The sequence below is a fragment of the Frigoribacterium sp. CFBP 13729 genome, assembly GCF_014841875.1.
In the GTDB taxonomy this organism is placed as follows: domain Bacteria; phylum Actinomycetota; class Actinomycetes; order Actinomycetales; family Microbacteriaceae; genus Frigoribacterium.
Genome location: NZ_JACYUR010000003.1, coordinates 400,707 through 420,527, shown reverse-complemented (window position 1 = coordinate 420,527; position 19,821 = coordinate 400,707). Strand labels below are relative to the sequence as shown.

Genomic DNA, 19,821 nt, shown 5'->3' with positions numbered 1-19,821 from the left:
CCTCTCGCCGTCTCCGGGCCGCTCCGGGCATATCCTGAACCGCACCACCTCTGACCGACAGGGACGCACATGACCGACAAGGGCACCAACCTCGACCCGTGGTACGACTCGTACGCCGACCGCACGGCCGGCCTGAGCGCCTCCGAGGTCCGAGCCCTCTTCGCCGTCGCCAGCCGACCCGAGGTCGTCTCCCTGGCCGGCGGCATGCCGTTCGTCTCCGCCCTGCCGCGCGAGCTCGTCACCGGGGCGATCGACCGCGTGATGTCGCAGAACGGCGGGGCGATGGCCCTGCAGTACGGCTCCGGGCAGGGCACCCCGGCCATCCGGGAGCACATCATGCAGATCATGGCGATGGAGGGAATCCGGGGCAGCGCCGACGACGTCGTCGTGACCACCGGCTCCCAGCAGGCCCTCGACCTGGTGACCCGGCTGTTCGTCAACCCGGGCGACGTCGTGCTGGCCGAGTCGCCCAGCTACGTGGGCGCCCTGGGCGTCTTCAAGGCCTACCAGGCCGACGTCTCGCACGTCGCGACCGACGCCGAGGGCCTCGTGCCGGAGGCGCTGCGAGAGACGATCGCGCGGGTCAGGTCCGAGGGCCGCACCATCAAGTTCCTCTACACGATCCCCAACTTCCACAACCCGGCCGGCGTGACGCTGACCTGGGCCCGCCGGCTCGAGATCCTCGAGATCTGCCGCGACGCCGGGATCCTCGTCCTCGAGGACAACCCGTACGGCCTCCTGTACTTCGACCAGCCGGCCCCCCAGGCGATGCGCTCGGTCGACGACGAGGGCGTCATCTACCTCGGCTCGTTCTCCAAGACGCTCGCGCCCGGCTTCCGCGTCGGCTGGGCCCTCGCCCCGCACGCCATCCGCGAGAAGCTCATCCTCGCCAACGAGTCCGCGACGCTCTCGCCGAACTCGTTCGGCCAGTTCGTCATCACCGAGTACCTCGACCAGGCCGACTGGCGCGGTCAGATCGAGTCGTTCCGCGGCCTCTACCGCGAGCGTCGGGACGCCATGATCTCGGCGCTGGGGGAGTACCTCCCGTCGCTCAGCTGGACCGTGCCCGACGGGGGCTTCTTCGTCTGGGTCACCCTGCCCGACGAGCTCGACTCGAAGGCGATGCTGCCCCGTGCCGTCAAGGAGCTCGTCGCGTACACGCCCGGCACGGCGTTCTTCGCCGACGGCGGTGGCCGCCAGAACATCCGGCTGTCGTTCTGCTACCCGACGCCCGAGTCGATCCGGACCGGGATCGCCCGGCTCGCGACCGTGGTCAACGGCGAGCTCGACCTCCTCGCGACGTTCTCCGGTGCCCGGCTCGGCTCGCCGCTGACGATGCGCACCGGTGTGTCGACGCCGCCGCCGAACACCAACTGATCAGCACTTAAGACGAAACGCCGCCACGGGACGACCACGTGGCCGACCCACGAGAGAGAGCCCCGATGACTCAGAGCGCCGTCAAGAAGGTCACCGTGCTGGCCGGGGGCATCTCCCACGAGCGGGACGTCTCGCTGAGGTCGGGGAGGCGCGTGGTCGACAGCCTCGTCGCGAACGGCATCGAGGTCGACCTGCGTGATCCCGACGCCTCCCTGCTCGGACACCTCACCACCACGCGACCCGACGTCGTCTGGCCCGCGCTGCACGGTGCCAGCGGCGAGGACGGCGCCCTGCGTGGCCTGCTCGAGGCGCTGGACATCCCGTTCGTCGGCAGCAGCTCGGCGGCGGCGCGGCTCGCGTGGGACAAGCCCACCGCCAAGGAGCTGGCGCACCGCGCCGGGGTCCGGACGCCCCGGGGCATCACCCTCTCGCACGACGCGTTCCGTGAGCTCGGCGCAGCAGGTGTGCTCGCCGCGATCTCGGAGGAACACCCCGTCCCGGTCGTCGTGAAGCCGGCCCGGGGTGGCTCGGCGCAGGGCGTCACCGTCGTCGAATCCGCTGATCAGCTGCCCCGTGCGATGGTGGACGCCTACACGTACTGCGACGACGTGATCGTCGAGCAGAAGATCACCGGCACCGAGGTCGCGGTCGGCGTCATCGACACGGGCGACGGTCCGTCCGCCCTGCCAGCCGTCGAGATCGTCCCCCGCAACGGCGTCTACGGCTTCGAGGCCCGGTACAACGCAGGCGAGACGACGTTCTTCACACCGGCCCGCCTCGATGCCCGGGCGCAGGAGGCGGCGGCCCAGACCGCCGTGACGGTCCACCAGGCTCTCGGCCTCCGCCACCTCTCCCGCGTCGACCTGATCGTCGACGCGGCGGGCACCCCGTGGTTCCTCGAGGTGAACGTCCTGCCCGGCCTGACGGAGACCTCATTGGTCCCCATGGCCCTCGATGCCGCCGGCTTCGAGCTCGGTCTTGTCTACGCGGCTCTCGCCGAGAAGGCTGTCCTCGACCACGCGTGACACCGTTTCACGGGGAACGCCCGTCCTCTCGGTCGAGAGCGCGTGCGTTTCACGTGGAACACGAGTGGCAGAGCAGGCCGCTTCGAGCTCGATCGGCACACGAGAGCCTCCCTTCACGGGAGCACAGACCTGCAGATGAGACACAAGGCCCGTCGCACCAACGCGGCCCGAGATCGTTCCCTACGAAGTTCCCCCCTCCCTCCAGGACCGGGCGAGCGCGTGCCGTGCACGTGCGACCCGACGAGCCGCGAGACACCGGGTATCCCACGCCTGTCCCTTCTTGAATGAGGGGAGCGTTTCACGTGAAACACCGATCGCCCGGTGGGTCGAGACTGCGTATACGGCGAAACGCCCGCCTCAACCGGAGAGAAAGCGGGCGTTTCATGTGAAACCGAGCATGACCGAGTCGGCTAGGTCGGCAGGGCTACTGGGAGAACGGATCCTGCCCCAGAGCAGCGAGGATCCGGTTGAGGTCCTGCATCGAGGCGAAGTCGATGGCGATCGAGCCCTTCCTGGCCCCCATCTTGACCTTCACTTTGGTCTCGAGTCGATCCCCGAGGTTCTCGGCGACCTCGTCGAGATGAGCCTGGTGCCGACCCACGGCAGCCCGGGTCGTGCGGGGCTTGATGCTCGTGCCCGCCGCTGCGGCCTCGGCAGCACGCACCGACAGGTCCTCGTTGACGATCTTGTCCGCGAGCCGCTCCATCAGGAGCGAATCCCCGGTCGACAGGATGGCCCGGGCATGGCCCGCCGACAAGACACCCGACGCCACTCGTCGCTGCACGCTCGCAGGGAGGCGGAGGAGACGCAGGGTGTTCGAGATCTGTGGCCGGCTGCGGCCGATGCGGCTCGACAGCTCCTCCTGCGTGATGCCGAAGTCTGCAAGGAGTTGCTGATAGGCCGAGGCTTCTTCGAGCGGGTTCAGCTCCGCTCGATGCAGGTTCTCGAGCAGGGCGTCGCGGAGCATCGACTCGTCGGCGGTCTCCTTGACGATCGCAGGGATCGTCGCCAGGCCGAGCTGCTTCGTGGCCCGCAGACGTCTCTCACCCATGACGAGCTCGTACTGCGGAGCCGCAGTGGCACCCTTGGCGGAGGCGTCGCGGGGGAGAGGGCGCACCACGATGGGCTGGAGAACACCGACCTCGCGGATGCTGGTGACCAGCTCGGCCAGCTCCTCCTCGCGGAACTCCGCACGGGGCTGCTGCGCGTTGGGCACGACATCGAGCGGGTTGAGGTTGGCGAGTCGAGCGCCCGGCACCGCCACCAGCTCGTCCGCCGTCTGCTGTCCTGTCGGGAAGAAGACGTCGACGGGCCTGTCCTGGCCTTCTTCTGCCACGGGGATGAGGGCGCCGATGCCGCGCCCGAGGCCCGTTCTCTTGGTTGCCACTACTGGGGTGCTCCTCGTCGTGCTAGTTCTGCTGCGGCCTCGAGGTACGAGATCGAGCCGGGTGAGTTCGTGTCGTAGCTGATGACCGTCTGACCATAGCCGGGCGCCTCGCTGATGCGGACGGACCGGGGAATGAGAGTGTCCAGCGCCTCGGCCGGGAAGTGCTCGCGCACATCCGCGACGACCTGTCGCGCCAGGTTCGTGCGCCCGTCGTACATGGTCAACAGGATGCTCGAGACCTGGAGGGTCGGGTTGAGGTGCTTCTCGATCAGCTGGATGTTGCGGAGCAGCTGACTGAGCCCCTCCAGCGCGTAGTACTCGCACTGGATCGGGATGAGCACCTCGCCGGCCGCGACGAACGCGTTGATGGTCAGCAGTCCGAGCGACGGCGGGCAGTCGATGAAGACGTAGTCGAACCGCTCACCCGCCGCCTCCGTGGCCGACAGGTAGGCGTCGAGCTGCGTACGGAGCCTCTGCTCACGGGCCACGAGCGACACGAGCTCGATCTCGGCACCGGCCAGGTGGATCGTCGCCGGCACGCAGTACAGGTCGGGGAACTCCGGACTCTGCTGCACGACGTCCGAGATGTCGCCCTCGTTGACGATCACGTCATAGACACTGGGCGTCTCCGCACGGTGCTCCACCCCGAGTGCGGTCGATGCGTTCCCCTGTGGGTCCAGGTCGATCACGAGCACCCGAGCCCCGCTCCGAGCGAGGGCGGCGGCCAGGTTGACCGTCGTCGTCGTCTTGCCGACCCCGCCCTTCTGGTTCGAGACGGTCAGGATCCGTGTGTTCGCCGGCGCGGGGAGCGGGTCCTTCGAGAGCGCCTCACGCCGGCGCCGGAGATCAGCGAGCTCGCGCGCCAGAGGAGTGCTGTCGTCGTACTCCGTGGATGAACTCACCGGGGGATCTCCGCATCGCTGTGTTTCACGTGAAACGGCCTCGCGCATGGTCACGATCGACGATGATCATCACTGCTGAGCCGAGCCTCCACTCTATCTCGCCGGGTGGTGCTGACAGGCATCGGAGCCCCTCCGAGCGTGTCCGCGTTTCACGTGAAACGAGGCGTGAATGCCGGCGCGGGATGTGCAGGACGAGCGCGAGACATGTTTGTGCACAGGCTCGCCAACATGTGCATAACTGTGTCGCAGGCGCGTCGAGCAGGTCGCCGGCAACTCGTCCCGACCCCCAGGACGAGCCATGCCGGACGAGTTTTCGTGCCCCGGACCCGAGAACACCGAGATCAGCTCGAGATCAGCGAATAGCAATAAATGCCCTGATCAAATGCAATATGCGCCCCGATCGACGAGACGGCCAATCTCAGACCGTGAGCGGCGACGTGTCTGATGGTGGATCACCCGCGGCGCTCAGATCGCTTCCTGTGGAGCCGGCCAGCGCCTCCTCGACTCTCGTCAGTCGAGGGTAGCTCTGAACACCCGGGTCGTCTCCGCGGGGTCGACGACCCCGACGCCGAGCTCGAGCACCTCGACGTCCACCAGGTGCGTCCGGGCGATGACCTTGCGGGCCGCCTCGACCTCCTGGTCGACGCGCGCGCCCTTCATCAGGATCAGCTCGCCGCCGGTCCGCACGAGTCGGGCCGTCAGCGGGATCAGCTTGGTCAGCGCCGACACGGCACGCGCGGTCGCCTGGTCGAGCCAGGCGTCGAGCTCGACGTCCTCCGCGCGGGCCCGGATCACCTCGACGTTGGTCAGGCCGAGACGCTCGGCCTCGGCGGAGAGCCAGTCGGTCCGTCGCTCCATCGGCTCGATGAGCAGGAGCGTCGTGTCCGGGCGCGCGGCTGCCAGCACCAGGCCGGGCAGGCCCGCGCCGGAGCCGATGTCTCCCACACGTGCACCCGATCGGAGCAGCGGCGCGACCAGCCCGGAGTTGACCACATGACGTGTCCACAAGCGGGGGAGCTCGAGGGGTCCGATCAGCCCGAGCTCCTCGCCGTGCTGGGCGAGGTCGGCGGTGAACTGTCGGACGATCTCGAGGCGGTCGCCGAAGATCTCCCGCGCGACGGCGGGCTCTGCCTCGAGGAGGCCCGCCTGGTCGGTGCTCACGATCGGCTCAGCCGCGCTTGATGACGGTGTGCCGGTCGCGGCCCTCGCCCTCGGACTCCGAGACGAACCCGCGGGCGGCGACGATGTCGTGCACCAGCTTGCGCTCGTACGACGACATGGGCGGCAGGGACGCCGCCTCGGCGCCCTCCTCGAGACGCTCGACGGCCCGGTCGACCATGGCCCCGAGCTCGGCCTCGCGGGTCTGCCGCGACCCGCCGATGTCGAGGATGAGACGGGAGAACTCACCGGTCTTCGTCTGCACCGCGATGCGGGTCAGCTCCTGGAGGGCCGTGACCGTGTCGGGCTTCGACAGCGTCCGCAGCGACCCCTCGCCGGAGGCGTCGACCGAGATGTACGACCGGCCGCCGCGGACCTCGATGTCGATGTCGCCGTCGAAGTCGCAGATGTCGAGGAGCTCCTCGATGTAGTCGGCGGCGATCTCGCCCTCGTCGATGACGGACGCGGCGTCGGCCCCGTCGACCGAGTCGGACGCGCCGGAGGTGCGCTGCCGGTCGTCCGTGACCGTCGCCTCCTCGGCCACCGCCGCGGTGCCCTCGGGGAGGTCTGCGCCGGTGGTGTCCATGTCGGCAGTGTCGTTGTCGGTCATGCTCGTCGCCTCTTCCGGGTAGATCGGTCACACGTCGCCGGCATCGCCTGCCGGAATTGCTCCCGCCGCACGAGGCCGGGGGAGCACGGCGCTGCTTACTTCTTGGCGCCGTTCTGCTTCTTGGCGCGGTTCTTGCCGACGGGCTGCGCGCGCTGCGTCGCCTTCGGCACGGCGGGGGCGGACTCGATCTCGGTGACGGTGATGTCGCCGAGCCCGAGGCCCTTGCGCTGGGCCTTCTTCGCGAGACGTTCCTCGCGGGCGAGGGCCGCCTCGCTGCCGGGGGTGGGCATGTTCCGGATGACGATGAACTGCTGCGCCATCGTCCAGATGTTCGAGGTCAGCCAGTAGAACATGACGCCGAGGGGGAACGAAAGGCCCGAGAAGACGAACACGAGGGGGAGGAAGTAGAGCAGCATCCGCTGCTGCTTGAACATGGGGCTCGCCTTGGTCTCGGGCGACATGTTCTTCGAGACGATCTGCAGCTGCGTGATGAACTGCGACGCGGTCATGACGACGACCATGATGCCGGCCATCAGCCGGACCTCCCAGGTCGTGGCGCCGAGGAAGGTCTCCTTGAGCGGTGCGCCGAAGAGCGAGGACTCGCCGAACGAGGTGGAGAGCGCCTGGCTGAGGAGGCCGATGCCGACCTTGTCCTGCTGGGCGTTGTGCAGCACCGTGTAGAGGCTGAAGAAGATCGGCATCTGGATGAGGAGCGGCAGGCAGGAGCTGAGCGGGTTCGTGCCCGTGTCCTTGTAGAGCGCCATGGTCTCGCGCGACATCGCCTCGCGGCTGAACTGGTCGCGCTTGCCCTTGTACTTGTCCTGGATCTTCTTGAGCCGGGGCGCGATCTCCATCATGCGTCGCTGGCTCTTGATCTGGCGGACGAAGATCGGGATGAGGGCAGCTCGGACGACGAGCACGAGGCCGACGATCGACAGGACCCAGGTGCTGCCGGCGGCCGTGTCCATGCCGAGCGCGGTGAGCACGTTGTGGAAGCCCACGAGGATCGCCTCGACGACCCACCTGAGGGGCCAGAGGATGGTTCCGATGAAGTCCATGGTGTTCGGGTCAGCCCTTTCCGTGGCTCTGGACGATGAGACGGGGAACGCCGCTCGGGGCGGGCGCGACCACGTCGGATCGAGGGACCACGAAGCCGAAGGCCGTGGTGGTGTACTTCTGTCGCCGGGGCGGGGTCACGTCGTCGATGCCGCCTGCGGCCCAGGGGTTGCAGCGGCCGATCCGCCACGCGCCCATAGCCGAGCCCCGCACGACGCCGTGCTGCTGGATGGCCTCGAGCGCGTACCGCGAGCAGGACGGGTGGTACCGGCAGACCTCGCCGTAGAGGGGAGAGACGACGGCCCGGTAGGCGCGGAGCAGCACGACGCACACGTTGCGCGGCAGCAACGTCACGAACTGCACCGCTTGCTTCACTGTCCCACGACCTTGTCGACGACCCCCGAGATGTCCCTGAGCAGGGTAGACCACGGAACGTCGAGGCTGCCTGGCAGTGCCCGGACGACCACGTCGGTGCCCGGGGGCACCCCCGGGAGGATGTCGTGGCACACGTGCTTGAGCCGACGACGGACGGTGTTGCGCGCCACGGCGTTGCCGACCGTCTTGGCCACGATGAAGCCGAACCGGACCAGGTCGTCGTCTCGACGACGCACGTAGACGACCGAGTGCGCCGTGCCCGACTTGCGGCCACGGCGCACTGTGTTGCGGTAGTCGTCTGCGCGGACGATCCGGTTGGCCCGGGCCAACACGGAGGCTGCTACGCGGAGAGCTCGGTGCGGCCCTTGCCGCGGCGGTGCGCCAGGATGGCGCGACCGGCACGGGTGCGCATGCGAGCACGGAAACCGTGCTTCTTGGCGCGGCGGCGGTTGTTCGGCTGGAACGTTCTCTTGCTCATGGTGTTCTCTCCAGGGGGATGCGGACCTGGCCTGGTGCCGTGATCCGAGAAGTCTTCGTCAGCCGAGTCGGCTGGGATTCAACTGATTAAAAGTACGCGGCTTCTGTCCTGCGGTCAAACGACAGCCCTCCCCGGAGTTCTCCACAGTGTTGACAACCTCGGTTGCGGAGGGTGCGGCCCGACGAACTAAAGTGGGCACCTCCCGCTCCGCATCCGCGTAGTTCTGGGGAAGTAGCAGTGTTCCTGGCTCTGACGTCGCTCGTCGGCCAGTGGAGAAACCTGTGCATAAGTAGGTAGGAAGAGCCCCGTGGCGAACACCGTCGATCCGGTCCAGGACCTCTGGCGATCCGTGCTCGCGACCCTGACGACCGACGATCGCATCACTCCTCAGCTGCACGGCTTCATCAGCCTGGTCGAGCCCAAGGGCGTGCTGGGCGGCACCCTCTACCTCGAGGTGCCCAACGACCTGACCCGCGGCATGCTCGAGCAGCGCATCCGCACCCCGCTGCTCGAGTCGATCGCCGCGCTCGGCGACACCTCGGTCGCGAGCTTCGCCATCACCGTCAACCCCGACATCACGCCCGACACCCTCACCCAGCAGCCCGAGGAGTCGGAGCCGGCCCACTACATCGAGGCCCCGTTCGTGCCGACGCCTGTCGAGTCGCCGTCGACCGGCAAGCGCAACGACTCGCGGCTGAACCCCAAGTACAGCTTCGACAACTTCGTGATCGGCGCGTCGAACCGGTTCGCCCACGCCGCGGCGGTGGCCGTCGCCGAGGCGCCGGCCAAGGCGTACAACCCCCTCTTCATCTACGGCTCGTCCGGGCTGGGCAAGACGCACCTCCTCCACGCCATCGGCCACTACGCCGAGACGATGTACCCGGGCATCCGGGTCCGCTACGTGAGCAGCGAGGAGTTCACGAACGACTTCATCAACTCGATCGCCAACAACCGCTCGAACCTGTTCCAGCAGCGGTACCGCGAGATCGACATCCTCCTGATCGACGACATCCAGTTCCTGCAGGGCAAGGACTCGACGCAGGAGGCCTTCTTCCACACCTTCAACACCCTGCACGACCACGACAAGCAGCTCGTGATCACGAGCGACCTGCCGCCCAAGCACCTGACGGGCTTCGAGGACAGGATGCGCTCGCGGTTCGAGTGGGGCCTCATCACCGACGTGCAGGCGCCCGACCTCGAGACCCGCATCGCGATCCTCCGCAAGAAGGCGCAGAGCGAGAAGCTGCAGGTCCGCGACGAGGTGCTCGAGTTCATCGCCACGAAGGTGTCGAGCAACATCCGCGAGCTCGAGGGCACGCTCATCCGGGTCACGGCGTTCGCCAGCCTGAACCGCACCGCGGTCGACATGGCCCTCGTGCAGACCGTCCTGAAGGACCTGATCACCCTCGACGAGGACAACATCGTCGCGCCGGTCGACATCATCAACCACACCGCCGACTACTTCAAGCTCTCGGTCGACGACCTCTACGGGTCGTCCCGCTCGCAGGCGATCGCCACGGCTCGACAGATCGCGATGTACCTCTGCCGCGAGCTGACCAGCCTGTCCCTCCCCAAGATCGGCCAGCTCTTCGGCAACCGCGACCACACCACGGTCATGTACGCGAACAAGAAGATCAGCGAGCTCATGAAGGAGCGCCGCTCGATCTACAACCAGGTGACCGAGCTGACGAGCCGGATCAAGCAGGACACCCGCTACAAGTAGGCGAGTCGAGGCGCTGTGCCGGCGCCTCCTCGCTGCGTGCCCCGGACGGGCGTCGACCTCGGGTCGGCGCCCGTTCGTGCGTGCACGAGCCCGCAGGAGGCGGCCTGCAGCACCTGGGGACAGCCATCGATCCCACAGTGTGGATAACTTGTGGAAAGACGTGGACAACTACAGCTCGGGTGTTCACGGATCGCTCGGGCCTGTGGGAACCGACCTCGGCGGACAGAGAGGACGTCGCCCGATCACCCCGTCGAGTCCACACTCCGTGCACAAGTCACAAACGTGTAGTTCCCTCTGGCCTCGGGGTTTTAAACAGGTTATCCACACTGTGCACAACGGTTAAGACTGTTAATCCTGATTACAAGAAATTGTTGGAGAGACAACCTTGTGGACAGCCGGCGGCGGTCCTCGGGCCCGGGACCGCCCGCCTCCTCGCTGTGGCAGTATTGGCGGGCCATCCACGAGCGAGTAGTCGAACAGGGGTCCCCGCGTGAAGTTCCAGGTCAACCGCGACGTCTTCAGCGATGCCGTCTCCTTCGCCGTGAAGCTCCTGCCCCAGCGGACGACGCTGCCGATCCTCAGCGGCGTGCTGATCGAGGCGGATGCCGACGGGCTCACGCTCTCGTCGTTCGACTACGAGGTCTCGGCCCAGACGAGCATCGCGGCAGAGGTCGACGAGCCCGGCACGATCCTCGTCTCGGGGCGCCTCCTCGCCGACATCGCGAACCGCCTGCCCAACGCTCCCGTGACCTTCTCGACCGACGAGAACCGCATCGCGGTGAGCTGCGGCTCTGCCAACTTCTCGCTGCTGAGCATGCCCGTCGAGGAGTACCCGACGCTGCCCACGGTCGGCGAGCGCTCGGGGGTCGTGCCCGGGGACGCCTTCTCGCTGGCCATCTCCCAGGTCGCCGTCGCCGCCTCCCGCGACGACGTGACACCGGTCATCACGGGCGTGCAGCTCGAGGTCACCGAGAACGCCCTGTCGCTCGTCGCCACGGACCGCTACCGGGTCGCCGTCCGGGGGATCGAGTTCGATCCCGGCACCGCCGCGAGCACCGAGACGACGACGGCGCTCGTCCCGGCCCGCACCCTGCAGGAGGTCGGCAAGACCTTCGGCAGCGCCAGCACCGTGTCCGTCTCGATCACCGGCAGCGACGACCGCGAGCTGATCGCGTTCCAGGCCGGCGACAAGACCGTGACGTCGTTGCTGATCAAGGGCAACTTCCCCCCGGTCAAGCGGCTCTTCCCCGAGACCGTCGAGAACTTCGCGGTGATCAACACCGCCGAGCTCGTCGAGTCCATCCGCCGCGTCTCGCTCGTGCTCGAGCGCGAGGCGGCCCTCAGGTTCACGTTCACGATCGACGGCCTCACCCTCGAGGCGGTCGGCAGCGAACAAGCGCAGGCATCAGAGTCGATCGACGCGTTGTTGACGGGAGAGGACACGGTGGTCTCGTTGAAGCCCCAGTTCCTCCTCGACGGCCTCGGAGCCGTCCACTCCGAGTTCGTGCGGATCTCCTTCACCAAGACGGAGAACCCGAACAAGCCCGGTCCTGTGCTGATCACCAGTCAGTCCTCCAAGGACCAGGCGGGGGCTGACAGCTACCGCTACCTGCTGCAGCCCAACCTCCTCCTGCGCTGACAGCGCGACACGACGGAGGCGCCACGATCGACGCCTCCACAGAACGAAGGATCCTCATGCACATCGGCCTCGTCGGTCTCGGCAAAATGGGCAACAACATGCGCGCTCGCCTGCGCAACGCAGGCATCGAGGTGACCGGCTACGACGCCAACCCCGCGGTCTCCGACGTCGCCGACCTGGGCGCCCTGGCCCAGGCGCTCCCGTCGCCTCGCCTCGTCTGGGTGATGGTCCCCCACGGCCAGATCACGGACGCCGTCATCAAGGACCTCGGCGAGGTCCTCGAGCCCGGCGACCTCGTCATCGACGGCGGCAACTCGAAGTGGCTCGACGACGAGGTCCACGCGACCCTCCTCGACGCCAAGGGCATCCGCTACATGGACGCCGGCGTCTCCGGCGGCGTGTGGGGCCTCGAGAACGGGTACGGCCTGATGGTCGGCGGCGACTCCGCCGACGTCGAGCGCGCGATGCCCGTCTTCGACGCGCTGCGCCCTGAGGGCCCCCGCGAGGAGGGCTTCAGCCACGCGGGCGCCGTCGGCGCAGGCCACTACGCCAAGATGGTCCACAACGGCATCGAGTACGCGATCATGCAGGCGTACGGCGAGGGCTACGAGCTCCTCGAGGCCAAGGGCCTCGTCGAGGACGTCCCCGCCGTCTTCAAGGCATGGCAGCGCGGCACGGTCGTCCGTTCCTGGTTGCTCGAGCTCATGGTCCTCGCGCTGGACGCCGACCCGAAGCTCGACGCTCTCTCGGGCTACGTCGAGGACAGCGGCGAGGGCCGCTGGACGCTCGAGGAGGGCATCGCCCACGCCGTGCCGATGCCGGCGCTGAGCGCGTCGATCTTCGCGCGCTTCGTGTCGCGTCAGGGCGAGGGCTCGCCCACCATGAAGGCCGTCGCCGCCCTGCGCAACCAGTTCGGCGGCCACGCGGTCAAGAAGGCCTAGTCGCCTCCGGCCCGCGTGCGAGTACTCCATCTGAGCCTGACCGACTTCCGGAACTACGCTTCCGCCGAAGTCGCGCTCGCGCGCGGGCCCAACCTCTTCATCGGCCGGAACGGCCAGGGCAAGACCAACCTGGTCGAGTCGCTCGGCTACCTCGCGACCCTCGGGTCGCACCGCGTCTCGTCCGACGCCGCGATGATCCGACAGGGCACGGACTCGGCGATCGTGAGGGCGCGCCTCGAGTCAGAGGGTCGCGAGCTCCTCGCCGAGGTGCAGATCAACCGCACCGGCGCCAACCGCGCCCAGGTCAACCGCAGCGCGATCAAGCCCCGCGAGCTGCCGCGCTACTTCACCAGCGTGCTGTTCGCTCCGGAGGACCTCGCGCTCGTGCGCGGGGAGCCGTCGGGCCGTCGCCGGTTCCTCGACGAGCTGCTCGTGACCCGGGCGCCCCGGTTCGCCGGGGTCCAGACGGACTACGACCGGGTGCTCCGCCAGCGGAACACGCTCCTCAAGTCGGCCCGCGCCTCCGGCGTCAAGGCGGGTCAGCTCGGCACCCTCGACATCTGGGACGAGCGCCTCGTGGCGCTGGGCACGGAGATCGTCGTCGCACGCGAGCGGCTCGTCGCCGATCTCGCCCCCGAGGTGGCTCGTTCGTACGCCGCCGTCGCGGGCGAGGACCACGCGGCACGGCTCTCGACCGTCCTGAGCATCCGGGGCGCGACGGTCGACGACGACGCCCCGGCGCCGGAGGCGCCCACCGAGCAGGTGGCGCCGGCCGAGGTCGCCGACGTGTTCCGCGAAGCGCTCGCCCGGGTCCGGCCCAGCGAGCTCGACCGTGGCCTCACGCTCGTCGGGCCGCACCGCGACGACCTCTTCCTCTCGCTCAACGGCCTCCCTGCCCGCGGCTACGCGAGCCACGGCGAGTCCTGGTCGTTCGCCCTCGCCCTGAAGCTCGCGTCGGCGGCCGTCGTCCGCGCCGAGGCGACGACGGGCGACCCCGTCATCGTGCTCGACGACGTGTTCGCCGAGCTCGACGGGTCCCGGCGCGAGCGACTGGCCGACGCCGTGGCCGACTACGAGCAGGTGCTCATCACCGCGGCGGTCGAGGAGGACGTGCCCGACCGGCTGGCCGCGCACACCGTCCGCATCTCCGCGGGCACCATCGTCGAGGAGTCGGACACGGCAGAGGTCACGGCCGCGACCGTGACCACGACCGCGGACACGGCGGCACCCACCGACGCCGCGGGCGCGACCGCGGACCCGTCGTGAACGCCGACGACGACGACCCGACCGCGCGCCCCGCGGAGGAGGCGCCCTCCTCGACGACGGGACCGCCGCCTCCTGCGCCCCCCGAGCCGCTGCCGGACGACGAGGCGCAGCGCGTCTACCTGAGGTTCCGCCGCGTCTTCGGGGACCCGAACGGACGCTCGCGCGACGGCCGGCGGCGGAAGGCCATCAAGCTCGGCTCGCCGAGCCAGCCCTTCGGCACGGGACGTGAGCCCCGCGGCATCGCCGACGTGCTCGCGAGCGTCACGTCCGAGCTGGGCTGGAAGTCGCCCCTGGCGCAGTCCGACCTCATGGCGGCGTGGCCCGACATGGTCGGCGACGAGCTGTCCGCGCACTCGCACCCGGTGTCCATCGACGACGGCACCCTGACCGTGCAGTGCGACTCGACGGCGTGGGCGACGCAGCTGCGCCTGATGCGCGGCACGGTGACCACGACGATCGTCCAGCGCTACCCCGACGCCGGCATCCAGTCGGTGCGTTTCCTGGCACCCAACGCCCCGTCCTGGAAACGCGGCCCCAGATCGGTCCCAGGGCGTGGCCCTCGCGATACCTACGGCTAGGGAGGGTGAATCGTCCACCCGGCTCGGGAAAATCCCTCTGAGGGCGGAATTCGCCCCGTGGGGGACAGGCCTGCGGTAGACTCACAAGGTCGTCCGCGAGCCGTCCTCAGCGAGGTCGCGGCCGGGCGACGACCCTCGTCCCAGACGCCAGGAGCCCCCGCGAACATGACACCGAACCCCGCCGACGCCCAGCCCGACGACTCCTACGGCGCCAGCGCGATCCAGGTGCTCGAGGGTCTCGAGGCGGTGCGCAAGCGTCCGGGCATGTACATCGGCTCGACGGGCCCGCGCGGTCTGCACCACCTGGTCTACGAGATCGTCGACAACTCGGTCGACGAGGCCCTGGCCGGCTGGTGCGACCACATCGAGATCACCATGCGAGAAGACGGCGGCGTCCGCGTCGTCGACAACGGCCGTGGCATCCCCGTCGACGTCCACCCCGTCGAGGGCCGGTCGACCGTCGAGGTCGTCCTCACGGTGCTGCACGCCGGCGGCAAGTTCGGCGGCGGCGGCTACGCGGTCTCCGGCGGCCTGCACGGCGTCGGCAGCTCGGTCGTGAACGCGCTCTCGAGCGAGCTCGACGTCGAGGTCCGTCGACAGGGCAACGTCTACCGCCAGAGCTTCACCGACGGCGTCCCCGTCGCGCCGCTCGCCAAGGGCGAGGAGGACGACACCACCGGCACGACGATCACCTTCTGGCCCAACGCCGAGATCTTCGAGACGGTCGAGTTCGACTACGAGACGCTCCGCACCCGGTTCCAGCAGATGGCGTTCCTCAACAAGGGCCTGCGGATCGAGCTCAGCGACGAGCGCCCGCAGCCCGACGACGCCGAGCCCCGACACGACGTCTTCCACTACGAGAAGGGCCTGGTCGACTACGTCCAGTACCTGAACGCGGCCAAGAAGGTCGAGACGGTGCACGACGACATCCTCGCCTTCGAGCAGGAGGACACCGAGAAGAAGATCTCGCTCGAGGTCGCCATGCAGTGGAACACCTCGTACCAGGAGAGCGTCCACACCTACGCCAACACGATCAACACCCACGAGGGCGGCACCCACGAAGAGGGCTTCCGGGCGGCCCTCACGACGCTCATCAACCGGTACGCGCGCGAGAAGAACCTGCTCAAGGAGAAGGACGACAACCTCACGGGCGACGACGTCCGCGAGGGCCTGACCGCCGTCATCTCGATCAAGCTCGGCGAGCCGCAGTTCGAGGGCCAGACCAAGACCAAGCTCGGCAACACCGAGGCGAAGTCGTTCGTGCAGAAGGTCACCTTCGACCAGATCACCGACTGGTTCGACCGCAACCCCAAGCAGGCCGCCGAGATCGTCCGCAAGGGCATCCTGGCCGGGCAGGCGCGCATGGCCGCCCGCAAGGCGCGCGAGCAGACGCGGCGCAAGGGCGTGCTCGAGTCGAACGGCATGCCCGGCAAGCTCAAGGACTGCCAGAGCAAGGATCCGTCGCGCAGCGAGATCTTCATCGTCGAGGGCGACTCGGCCGGCGGCTCGGCCGTCCAGGGCCGCAACCCCGAGACGCAGGCGATCCTGCCCCTCCGAGGCAAGATCCTCAACGTCGAGAAGGCGCGGCTCGACCGCGCGCTCGGCAACAACGAGGTCCAGGCGATGATCAAGGCGTTCGGCGCCGACATCGGCGAGGACTTCGACCCCGACAAGGCCAGGTACCACAAGATCGTGCTGATGGCCGACGCCGACGTCGACGGCCAGCACATCACGACCCTGCTGCTGACGCTGCTGTTCCGGTACATGCGTCCGCTGATCGACCTCGGCTACGTCTACCTCGCGCAGCCGCCGCTCTACAAGCTCAAGTGGAGCAACGCCGCGCACGAGTACGTGTACAGCGACGCCGAGCGTGACGCCGTCCTCGTCTCGGGCAAGGCCGCCGGCAAGCGCATCCCCAGGGAGAACGCGATCCAGCGCTACAAGGGCCTCGGCGAGATGGACTACAAGGAGCTGTGGGAGACCACCATGGACCCCGACACGCGCACCCTGCTGCAGGTGACCCTGGAGGACGCCGCGGCGGCCGACACGATCTTCGACACGCTCATGGGCGAGAACGTCGAGTCACGACGCAACTTCATCCAGCAGAACGCGAAAGACGTCCGCTTCCTCGACATCTGACGCGTGCGACGGCTGAGCCGGAGCACGCCCGCGCCCCGCGGAGGACACCGGGGCAGACCACGACAGACGGAGAATCATGGCCGACGAGCCGAACGACACCCCCGAGGGCACCGACGCCGAGGGCACCACCGCGTTCCCCGCGGCGATCAAGCGCGACAGCATCGAGCAGGTCGACCTGCAGCTCGAGATGCAGCGCTCGTACCTCGACTACGCGATGAGCGTCATCGTCGGCCGTGCGCTGCCCGAGGTGCGCGACGGCCTCAAGCCCGTCCACCGTCGCGTGATCTACGCGATGTACGACGGCGGCTACCGTCCCGACCGCGCGTTCTCGAAGTGCTCGCGCGTCGTCGGCGACGTGATGGGCCAGTTCCACCCGCACGGCGACACGGCCATCTACGACGCCCTCGTCCGGCTGGTCCAGCCGTGGAGCCTCCGCTACCCGCTCGCGCTCGGCCAGGGCAACTTCGGGTCGCCCGGCAACGACGGCGCTGCAGCCCCCCGGTACACCGAGACGAAGATGGCGCCGCTCGCCCTCGAGATGGTCCGCGACATCGACGAGGACACCGTCGACTTCCAGGACAACTACGACGGCCGCACGCAGGAGCCGGCCATCCTGCCGGCACGCTTCCCGAACCTCCTCGTCAACGGCTCGGTCGGCATCGCCGTCGGCATGGCGACGAACATCCCGCCGCACAACCTCCGCGAGGTCGCCGAGGGCGCGCAGTGGTCGCTCGCCCACCCCGAGGCCTCCCGCGAGGAGCTGCTCGAGGCGCTGATGGAGCGCATCAAGGGGCCGGACTTCCCCACCGGCGCGCAGATCCTCGGCGTCCGCGGCATCCAGGACGCCTACCGCACGGGCCGTGGCTCGATCACCATGCGGGCCGTCGTGAACGTCGAGGAGATCCAGGGCCGCACCTGCCTCGTCGTCACCGAGCTGCCTTACCAGGTCAACCCCGACAACCTCGCGATCAAGATCGCCGAGCTCGTCAAGGACGGCCGCATCGGCGGCATCGCCGACATCCGCGACGAGACCTCGGGCCGTACCGGGCAGCGCCTCGTCATCGTCCTGAAGCGCGACGCCGTCGCGAAGGTCGTCCTCAACAACCTGTACAAGCACACCTCCCTCCAGGAGAACTTCGGCGCCAACATGCTGGCCATCGTCGACGGCGTGCCCCGCACGCTGGCGCTCGACGGCTTCATCTCCGCCTGGGTGGCGCACCAGATCGACGTCATCGTCCGGCGCACCCAGTTCCGCCTGCGCAAGGCCGAGGCGGACGCCCACATCCTCCGCGGCTACCTCAAGGCGCTCGACGCCCTCGACGAGGTCATCGCGCTCATCCGCCGCTCGCCCACGGTCGAGGAGGCGCGCGCCGGCCTCATGGACCTGCTGGACGTCGACGAGGTCCAGGCCTCCGCCATCCTCAACCTCCAGCTGCGCCGCCTGGCCGCCCTCGAGCGCCAGAAGATCCAGGACGACGCCGACAAGCTCGAGCGCGAGATCGCCGACTACAAGGACATCCTCGCCAAGCCCGAGCGCCAGCGCACGATCGTCAGCGACGAGCTGCGCGAGATCACCGACAAGTTCGGCGACGACCGGCGCACGGAGATCATGCTCGGCTTCGACGGCGACATGAGCGTCGAGGACCTGATCCCCGAGGAGGAGATGGTCGTCACCATCACCCGCGGCGGCTACGTGAAGCGCACCCGCAGCGACAACTACCGCAGCCAGCACCGCGGTGGCAAGGGCGTCCGCGGCGCGCAGCTGCGGGCCGACGACGTCGTCGACCACTTCTTCGTCACGACGACGCACCACTGGCTGCTCTTCCTCACCGACAAGGGACGCGTCTACCGGGCCAAGACCTACGAGCTGCAGGAGGCGGGACGCGACGCCAAGGGACAGCACGTCGCGAACCTCCTCGCCATGCAGCCGGACGAGTCGATCTCGCAGGTGCTCGACATCCGCGACTACGAGGTCGCCCAGTACCTCGTGCTCGCGACCCGCGACGGCCTCATCAAGAAGACGGCCCTGACCGAGTACGACACGAACCGCACGGGCGGCATCATCGCCATCAACCTCCGCGACGACGACGAGCTCGTCTCGGCGCTGCTCGTCGACGAGAGCGACGACCTGCTGCTCGTCTCGCGCCACGGCATGTCGCTGCGCTTCACGGCCACCAACGACTCGCTGCGCCCGATGGGCCGCTCCACGTCCGGGGTGAAGGGGATGACCTTCCGCGAGGGCGACACGCTGCTCTCCGCCTCCGTGGCCGACGACACGGGCTACGTCTTCGTCGTCACCGAGGGCGGCTACGCCAAGCGCACCGGCGCGGACCAGTACCGCGTGCAGAACCGCGGCGGGCTCGGCATCAAGGTCGCCAAGCTCGCGGAGGCCCGGGGCGACCTGGCCGGCGCCCTTATCGTCGGCGACGACGACGAGGTGCTCGTCGTGCTCTCGAGCGGCAAGGTGGTACGTTCTGCCGTGGCCGAGGTACCGGCGAAGGGACGTGACACCATGGGTGTCGTCTTCGCGCGGTTCGCCGCCGACGACCGCATCATCGCACTGGCGCGCAACACCGAGCGCAACCTCGTGGCACCGTCCGACGAGGCCGTCATCGACGCCGTCGGCGACAACGACGCCGTGCCCGCAGTCAGCCCCGGAGACGTGATCGACGCCGTCGACCCCGTCACGGAGGCACCCGCGGACACGGCCGACGACAGCAGCACCGGAGAGGAACCGACCAATGAGTAGCGTCGCCGAGAAGCTTCAGCGCAAGACCGCGCGCCCGTCCGGCACCAAGCAGGTGCGCCTGAAGCTCGTCTACATCGACTTCTGGTCCGTCGTGAAGCTGTCGTTCCTGATCGCTGTCGCGCTCGGGATCGTCACCGTCGTGGCGACGTTCCTGATCTGGCTGATCCTCAACCAGACGGGCATCTTCAACGACCTCGACCAGGTGCTGCGCGACATCCTGGGCGACCAGAACTTCACCATCCAGGACAGCTTCAACGTCGGGCAGGTCATGCTGTTCTCGATCGTCGTGGCCGTGCTGAACGTCGTGGTCGGCACCGTGCTCGGCGCCGTCGTGGCCGTGCTCTACAACCTGAGCGTCCGGGTCACCGGCGGCCTGCTGGTCGGCTTCACGAACAACTGATCCGGGTCGGATCGGCCC

Annotated in this window: 18 protein-coding genes; 10 read left to right on the top strand and 8 right to left on the bottom strand. The window is 68.6% G+C overall.

Going from position 1 to position 19,821, the window contains the following annotated elements:
• Window positions 1–69: 69 nt before the first annotated feature.
• Complete coding sequence (locus IFT77_RS12410) at window positions 70–1,377, top strand: PLP-dependent aminotransferase family protein (RefSeq protein WP_123547391.1); 1,308 nt, start codon at window positions 70–72, stop codon at window positions 1,375–1,377.
• A 65-nt stretch (window positions 1,378–1,442) separates the two neighbouring features.
• On the top strand, window positions 1,443–2,402 hold the full coding sequence (locus IFT77_RS12405; RefSeq protein WP_192040487.1) for a D-alanine--D-alanine ligase: 960 nt from the start codon (window positions 1,443–1,445) through the stop codon (window positions 2,400–2,402).
• Between the two features lie 424 nt (window positions 2,403–2,826).
• Here the strand turns inward: IFT77_RS12405 and IFT77_RS12400 are convergent, their stop codons facing one another.
• The 8 genes from IFT77_RS12400 to rpmH all read right to left on the bottom strand — a co-directional run bounded on the left by IFT77_RS12400 (window position 2,827) and on the right by rpmH (window position 8,368).
• A complete protein-coding gene (locus IFT77_RS12400; RefSeq protein ID WP_192040488.1) occupies window positions 2,827–3,789 on the bottom strand; it encodes a ParB/RepB/Spo0J family partition protein in 963 nt (320 codons plus the stop codon).
• Window positions 3,789–4,739, bottom strand: a complete 951-nt coding sequence (locus IFT77_RS12395; RefSeq protein WP_192041354.1) for a ParA family protein — start codon at window positions 4,737–4,739, stop codon at window positions 3,789–3,791. Before IFT77_RS12395 ends, IFT77_RS12400 begins: the two co-directional genes overlap by 1 nt.
• Window positions 4,740–5,201: 462 nt before the next feature.
• Window positions 5,202–5,852: a 16S rRNA (guanine(527)-N(7))-methyltransferase RsmG gene (gene rsmG / locus IFT77_RS12390; RefSeq protein ID WP_192040489.1), complete on the bottom strand. Its 651-nt coding sequence runs from the start codon at window positions 5,850–5,852 to the stop codon at window positions 5,202–5,204.
• A gap of 7 nt (window positions 5,853–5,859) precedes the next feature.
• Window positions 5,860–6,459, bottom strand: coding sequence for a R3H domain-containing nucleic acid-binding protein (locus IFT77_RS12385; protein WP_244638746.1), 600 nt, complete (start codon window positions 6,457–6,459; stop codon window positions 5,860–5,862).
• Window positions 6,460–6,554: 95 nt separating this feature from the next.
• Window positions 6,555–7,517, bottom strand: a complete 963-nt coding sequence (yidC, locus tag IFT77_RS12380; protein WP_133739077.1) for a membrane protein insertase YidC — start codon at window positions 7,515–7,517, stop codon at window positions 6,555–6,557.
• Between the two features lie 10 nt (window positions 7,518–7,527).
• Window positions 7,528–7,890 (bottom strand): membrane protein insertion efficiency factor YidD, encoded by a 363-nt coding sequence (yidD, locus tag IFT77_RS12375; RefSeq protein ID WP_123547398.1) that lies wholly within the window; start codon window positions 7,888–7,890, stop codon window positions 7,528–7,530.
• Window positions 7,887–8,222, bottom strand: coding sequence for a ribonuclease P protein component (rnpA, locus tag IFT77_RS12370; RefSeq protein WP_123547399.1), 336 nt, complete (start codon window positions 8,220–8,222; stop codon window positions 7,887–7,889). The genes yidD and rnpA overlap by 4 nt, the downstream gene beginning before the upstream one ends.
• 8 nt (window positions 8,223–8,230) lie before the next feature.
• Complete coding sequence (rpmH, locus tag IFT77_RS12365; RefSeq protein WP_123356527.1) at window positions 8,231–8,368, bottom strand: 50S ribosomal protein L34; 138 nt, start codon at window positions 8,366–8,368, stop codon at window positions 8,231–8,233.
• 307 nt (window positions 8,369–8,675) lie between these two features.
• On the opposite strand from rpmH, the gene dnaA reads away from it, so the two are divergent.
• The 8 genes from dnaA (at window position 8,676) to IFT77_RS12325 (ending at window position 19,803) form a co-directional block, all read left to right on the top strand.
• Window positions 8,676–10,091: a chromosomal replication initiator protein DnaA gene (gene dnaA, locus IFT77_RS12360; RefSeq protein ID WP_192040490.1), complete on the top strand. Its 1,416-nt coding sequence runs from the start codon at window positions 8,676–8,678 to the stop codon at window positions 10,089–10,091.
• A gap of 490 nt (window positions 10,092–10,581) precedes the next feature.
• The gene (dnaN, locus tag IFT77_RS12355; RefSeq protein WP_133739079.1) at window positions 10,582–11,730 is read left to right on the top strand and encodes a DNA polymerase III subunit beta; all 1,149 of its coding nucleotides are present in this window, start codon (window positions 10,582–10,584) and stop codon (window positions 11,728–11,730) included.
• Window positions 11,731–11,786: 56 nt separating this feature from the next.
• Window positions 11,787–12,671 carry a phosphogluconate dehydrogenase (NAD(+)-dependent, decarboxylating) gene (gnd, locus tag IFT77_RS12350; RefSeq protein WP_192040492.1) on the top strand — a complete coding sequence of 295 codons (885 nt, stop codon included), beginning with the start codon at window positions 11,787–11,789 and terminating at the stop codon, window positions 12,669–12,671.
• A 15-nt stretch (window positions 12,672–12,686) separates the two neighbouring features.
• Complete coding sequence (gene recF, locus IFT77_RS12345) at window positions 12,687–13,937, top strand: DNA replication/repair protein RecF (protein WP_192170127.1); 1,251 nt, start codon at window positions 12,687–12,689, stop codon at window positions 13,935–13,937.
• Window positions 13,934–14,515, top strand: coding sequence for a DUF721 domain-containing protein (locus IFT77_RS12340; protein WP_371741043.1), 582 nt, complete (start codon window positions 13,934–13,936; stop codon window positions 14,513–14,515). Before recF ends, IFT77_RS12340 begins: the two co-directional genes overlap by 4 nt.
• A 165-nt stretch (window positions 14,516–14,680) precedes the next feature.
• On the top strand, window positions 14,681–16,654 hold the full coding sequence (gene gyrB, locus IFT77_RS12335) for a DNA topoisomerase (ATP-hydrolyzing) subunit B (protein ID WP_192170126.1): 1,974 nt from the start codon (window positions 14,681–14,683) through the stop codon (window positions 16,652–16,654).
• 76 nt (window positions 16,655–16,730) lie between these two features.
• On the top strand, window positions 16,731–19,403 hold the full coding sequence (gene gyrA, locus IFT77_RS12330) for a DNA gyrase subunit A (protein WP_192040494.1): 2,673 nt from the start codon (window positions 16,731–16,733) through the stop codon (window positions 19,401–19,403).
• On the top strand, window positions 19,396–19,803 hold the full coding sequence (locus tag IFT77_RS12325) for a DUF3566 domain-containing protein (protein ID WP_123547406.1): 408 nt from the start codon (window positions 19,396–19,398) through the stop codon (window positions 19,801–19,803). Before gyrA ends, IFT77_RS12325 begins: the two co-directional genes overlap by 8 nt.
• Window positions 19,804–19,821: the final 18 nt, after the last annotated feature.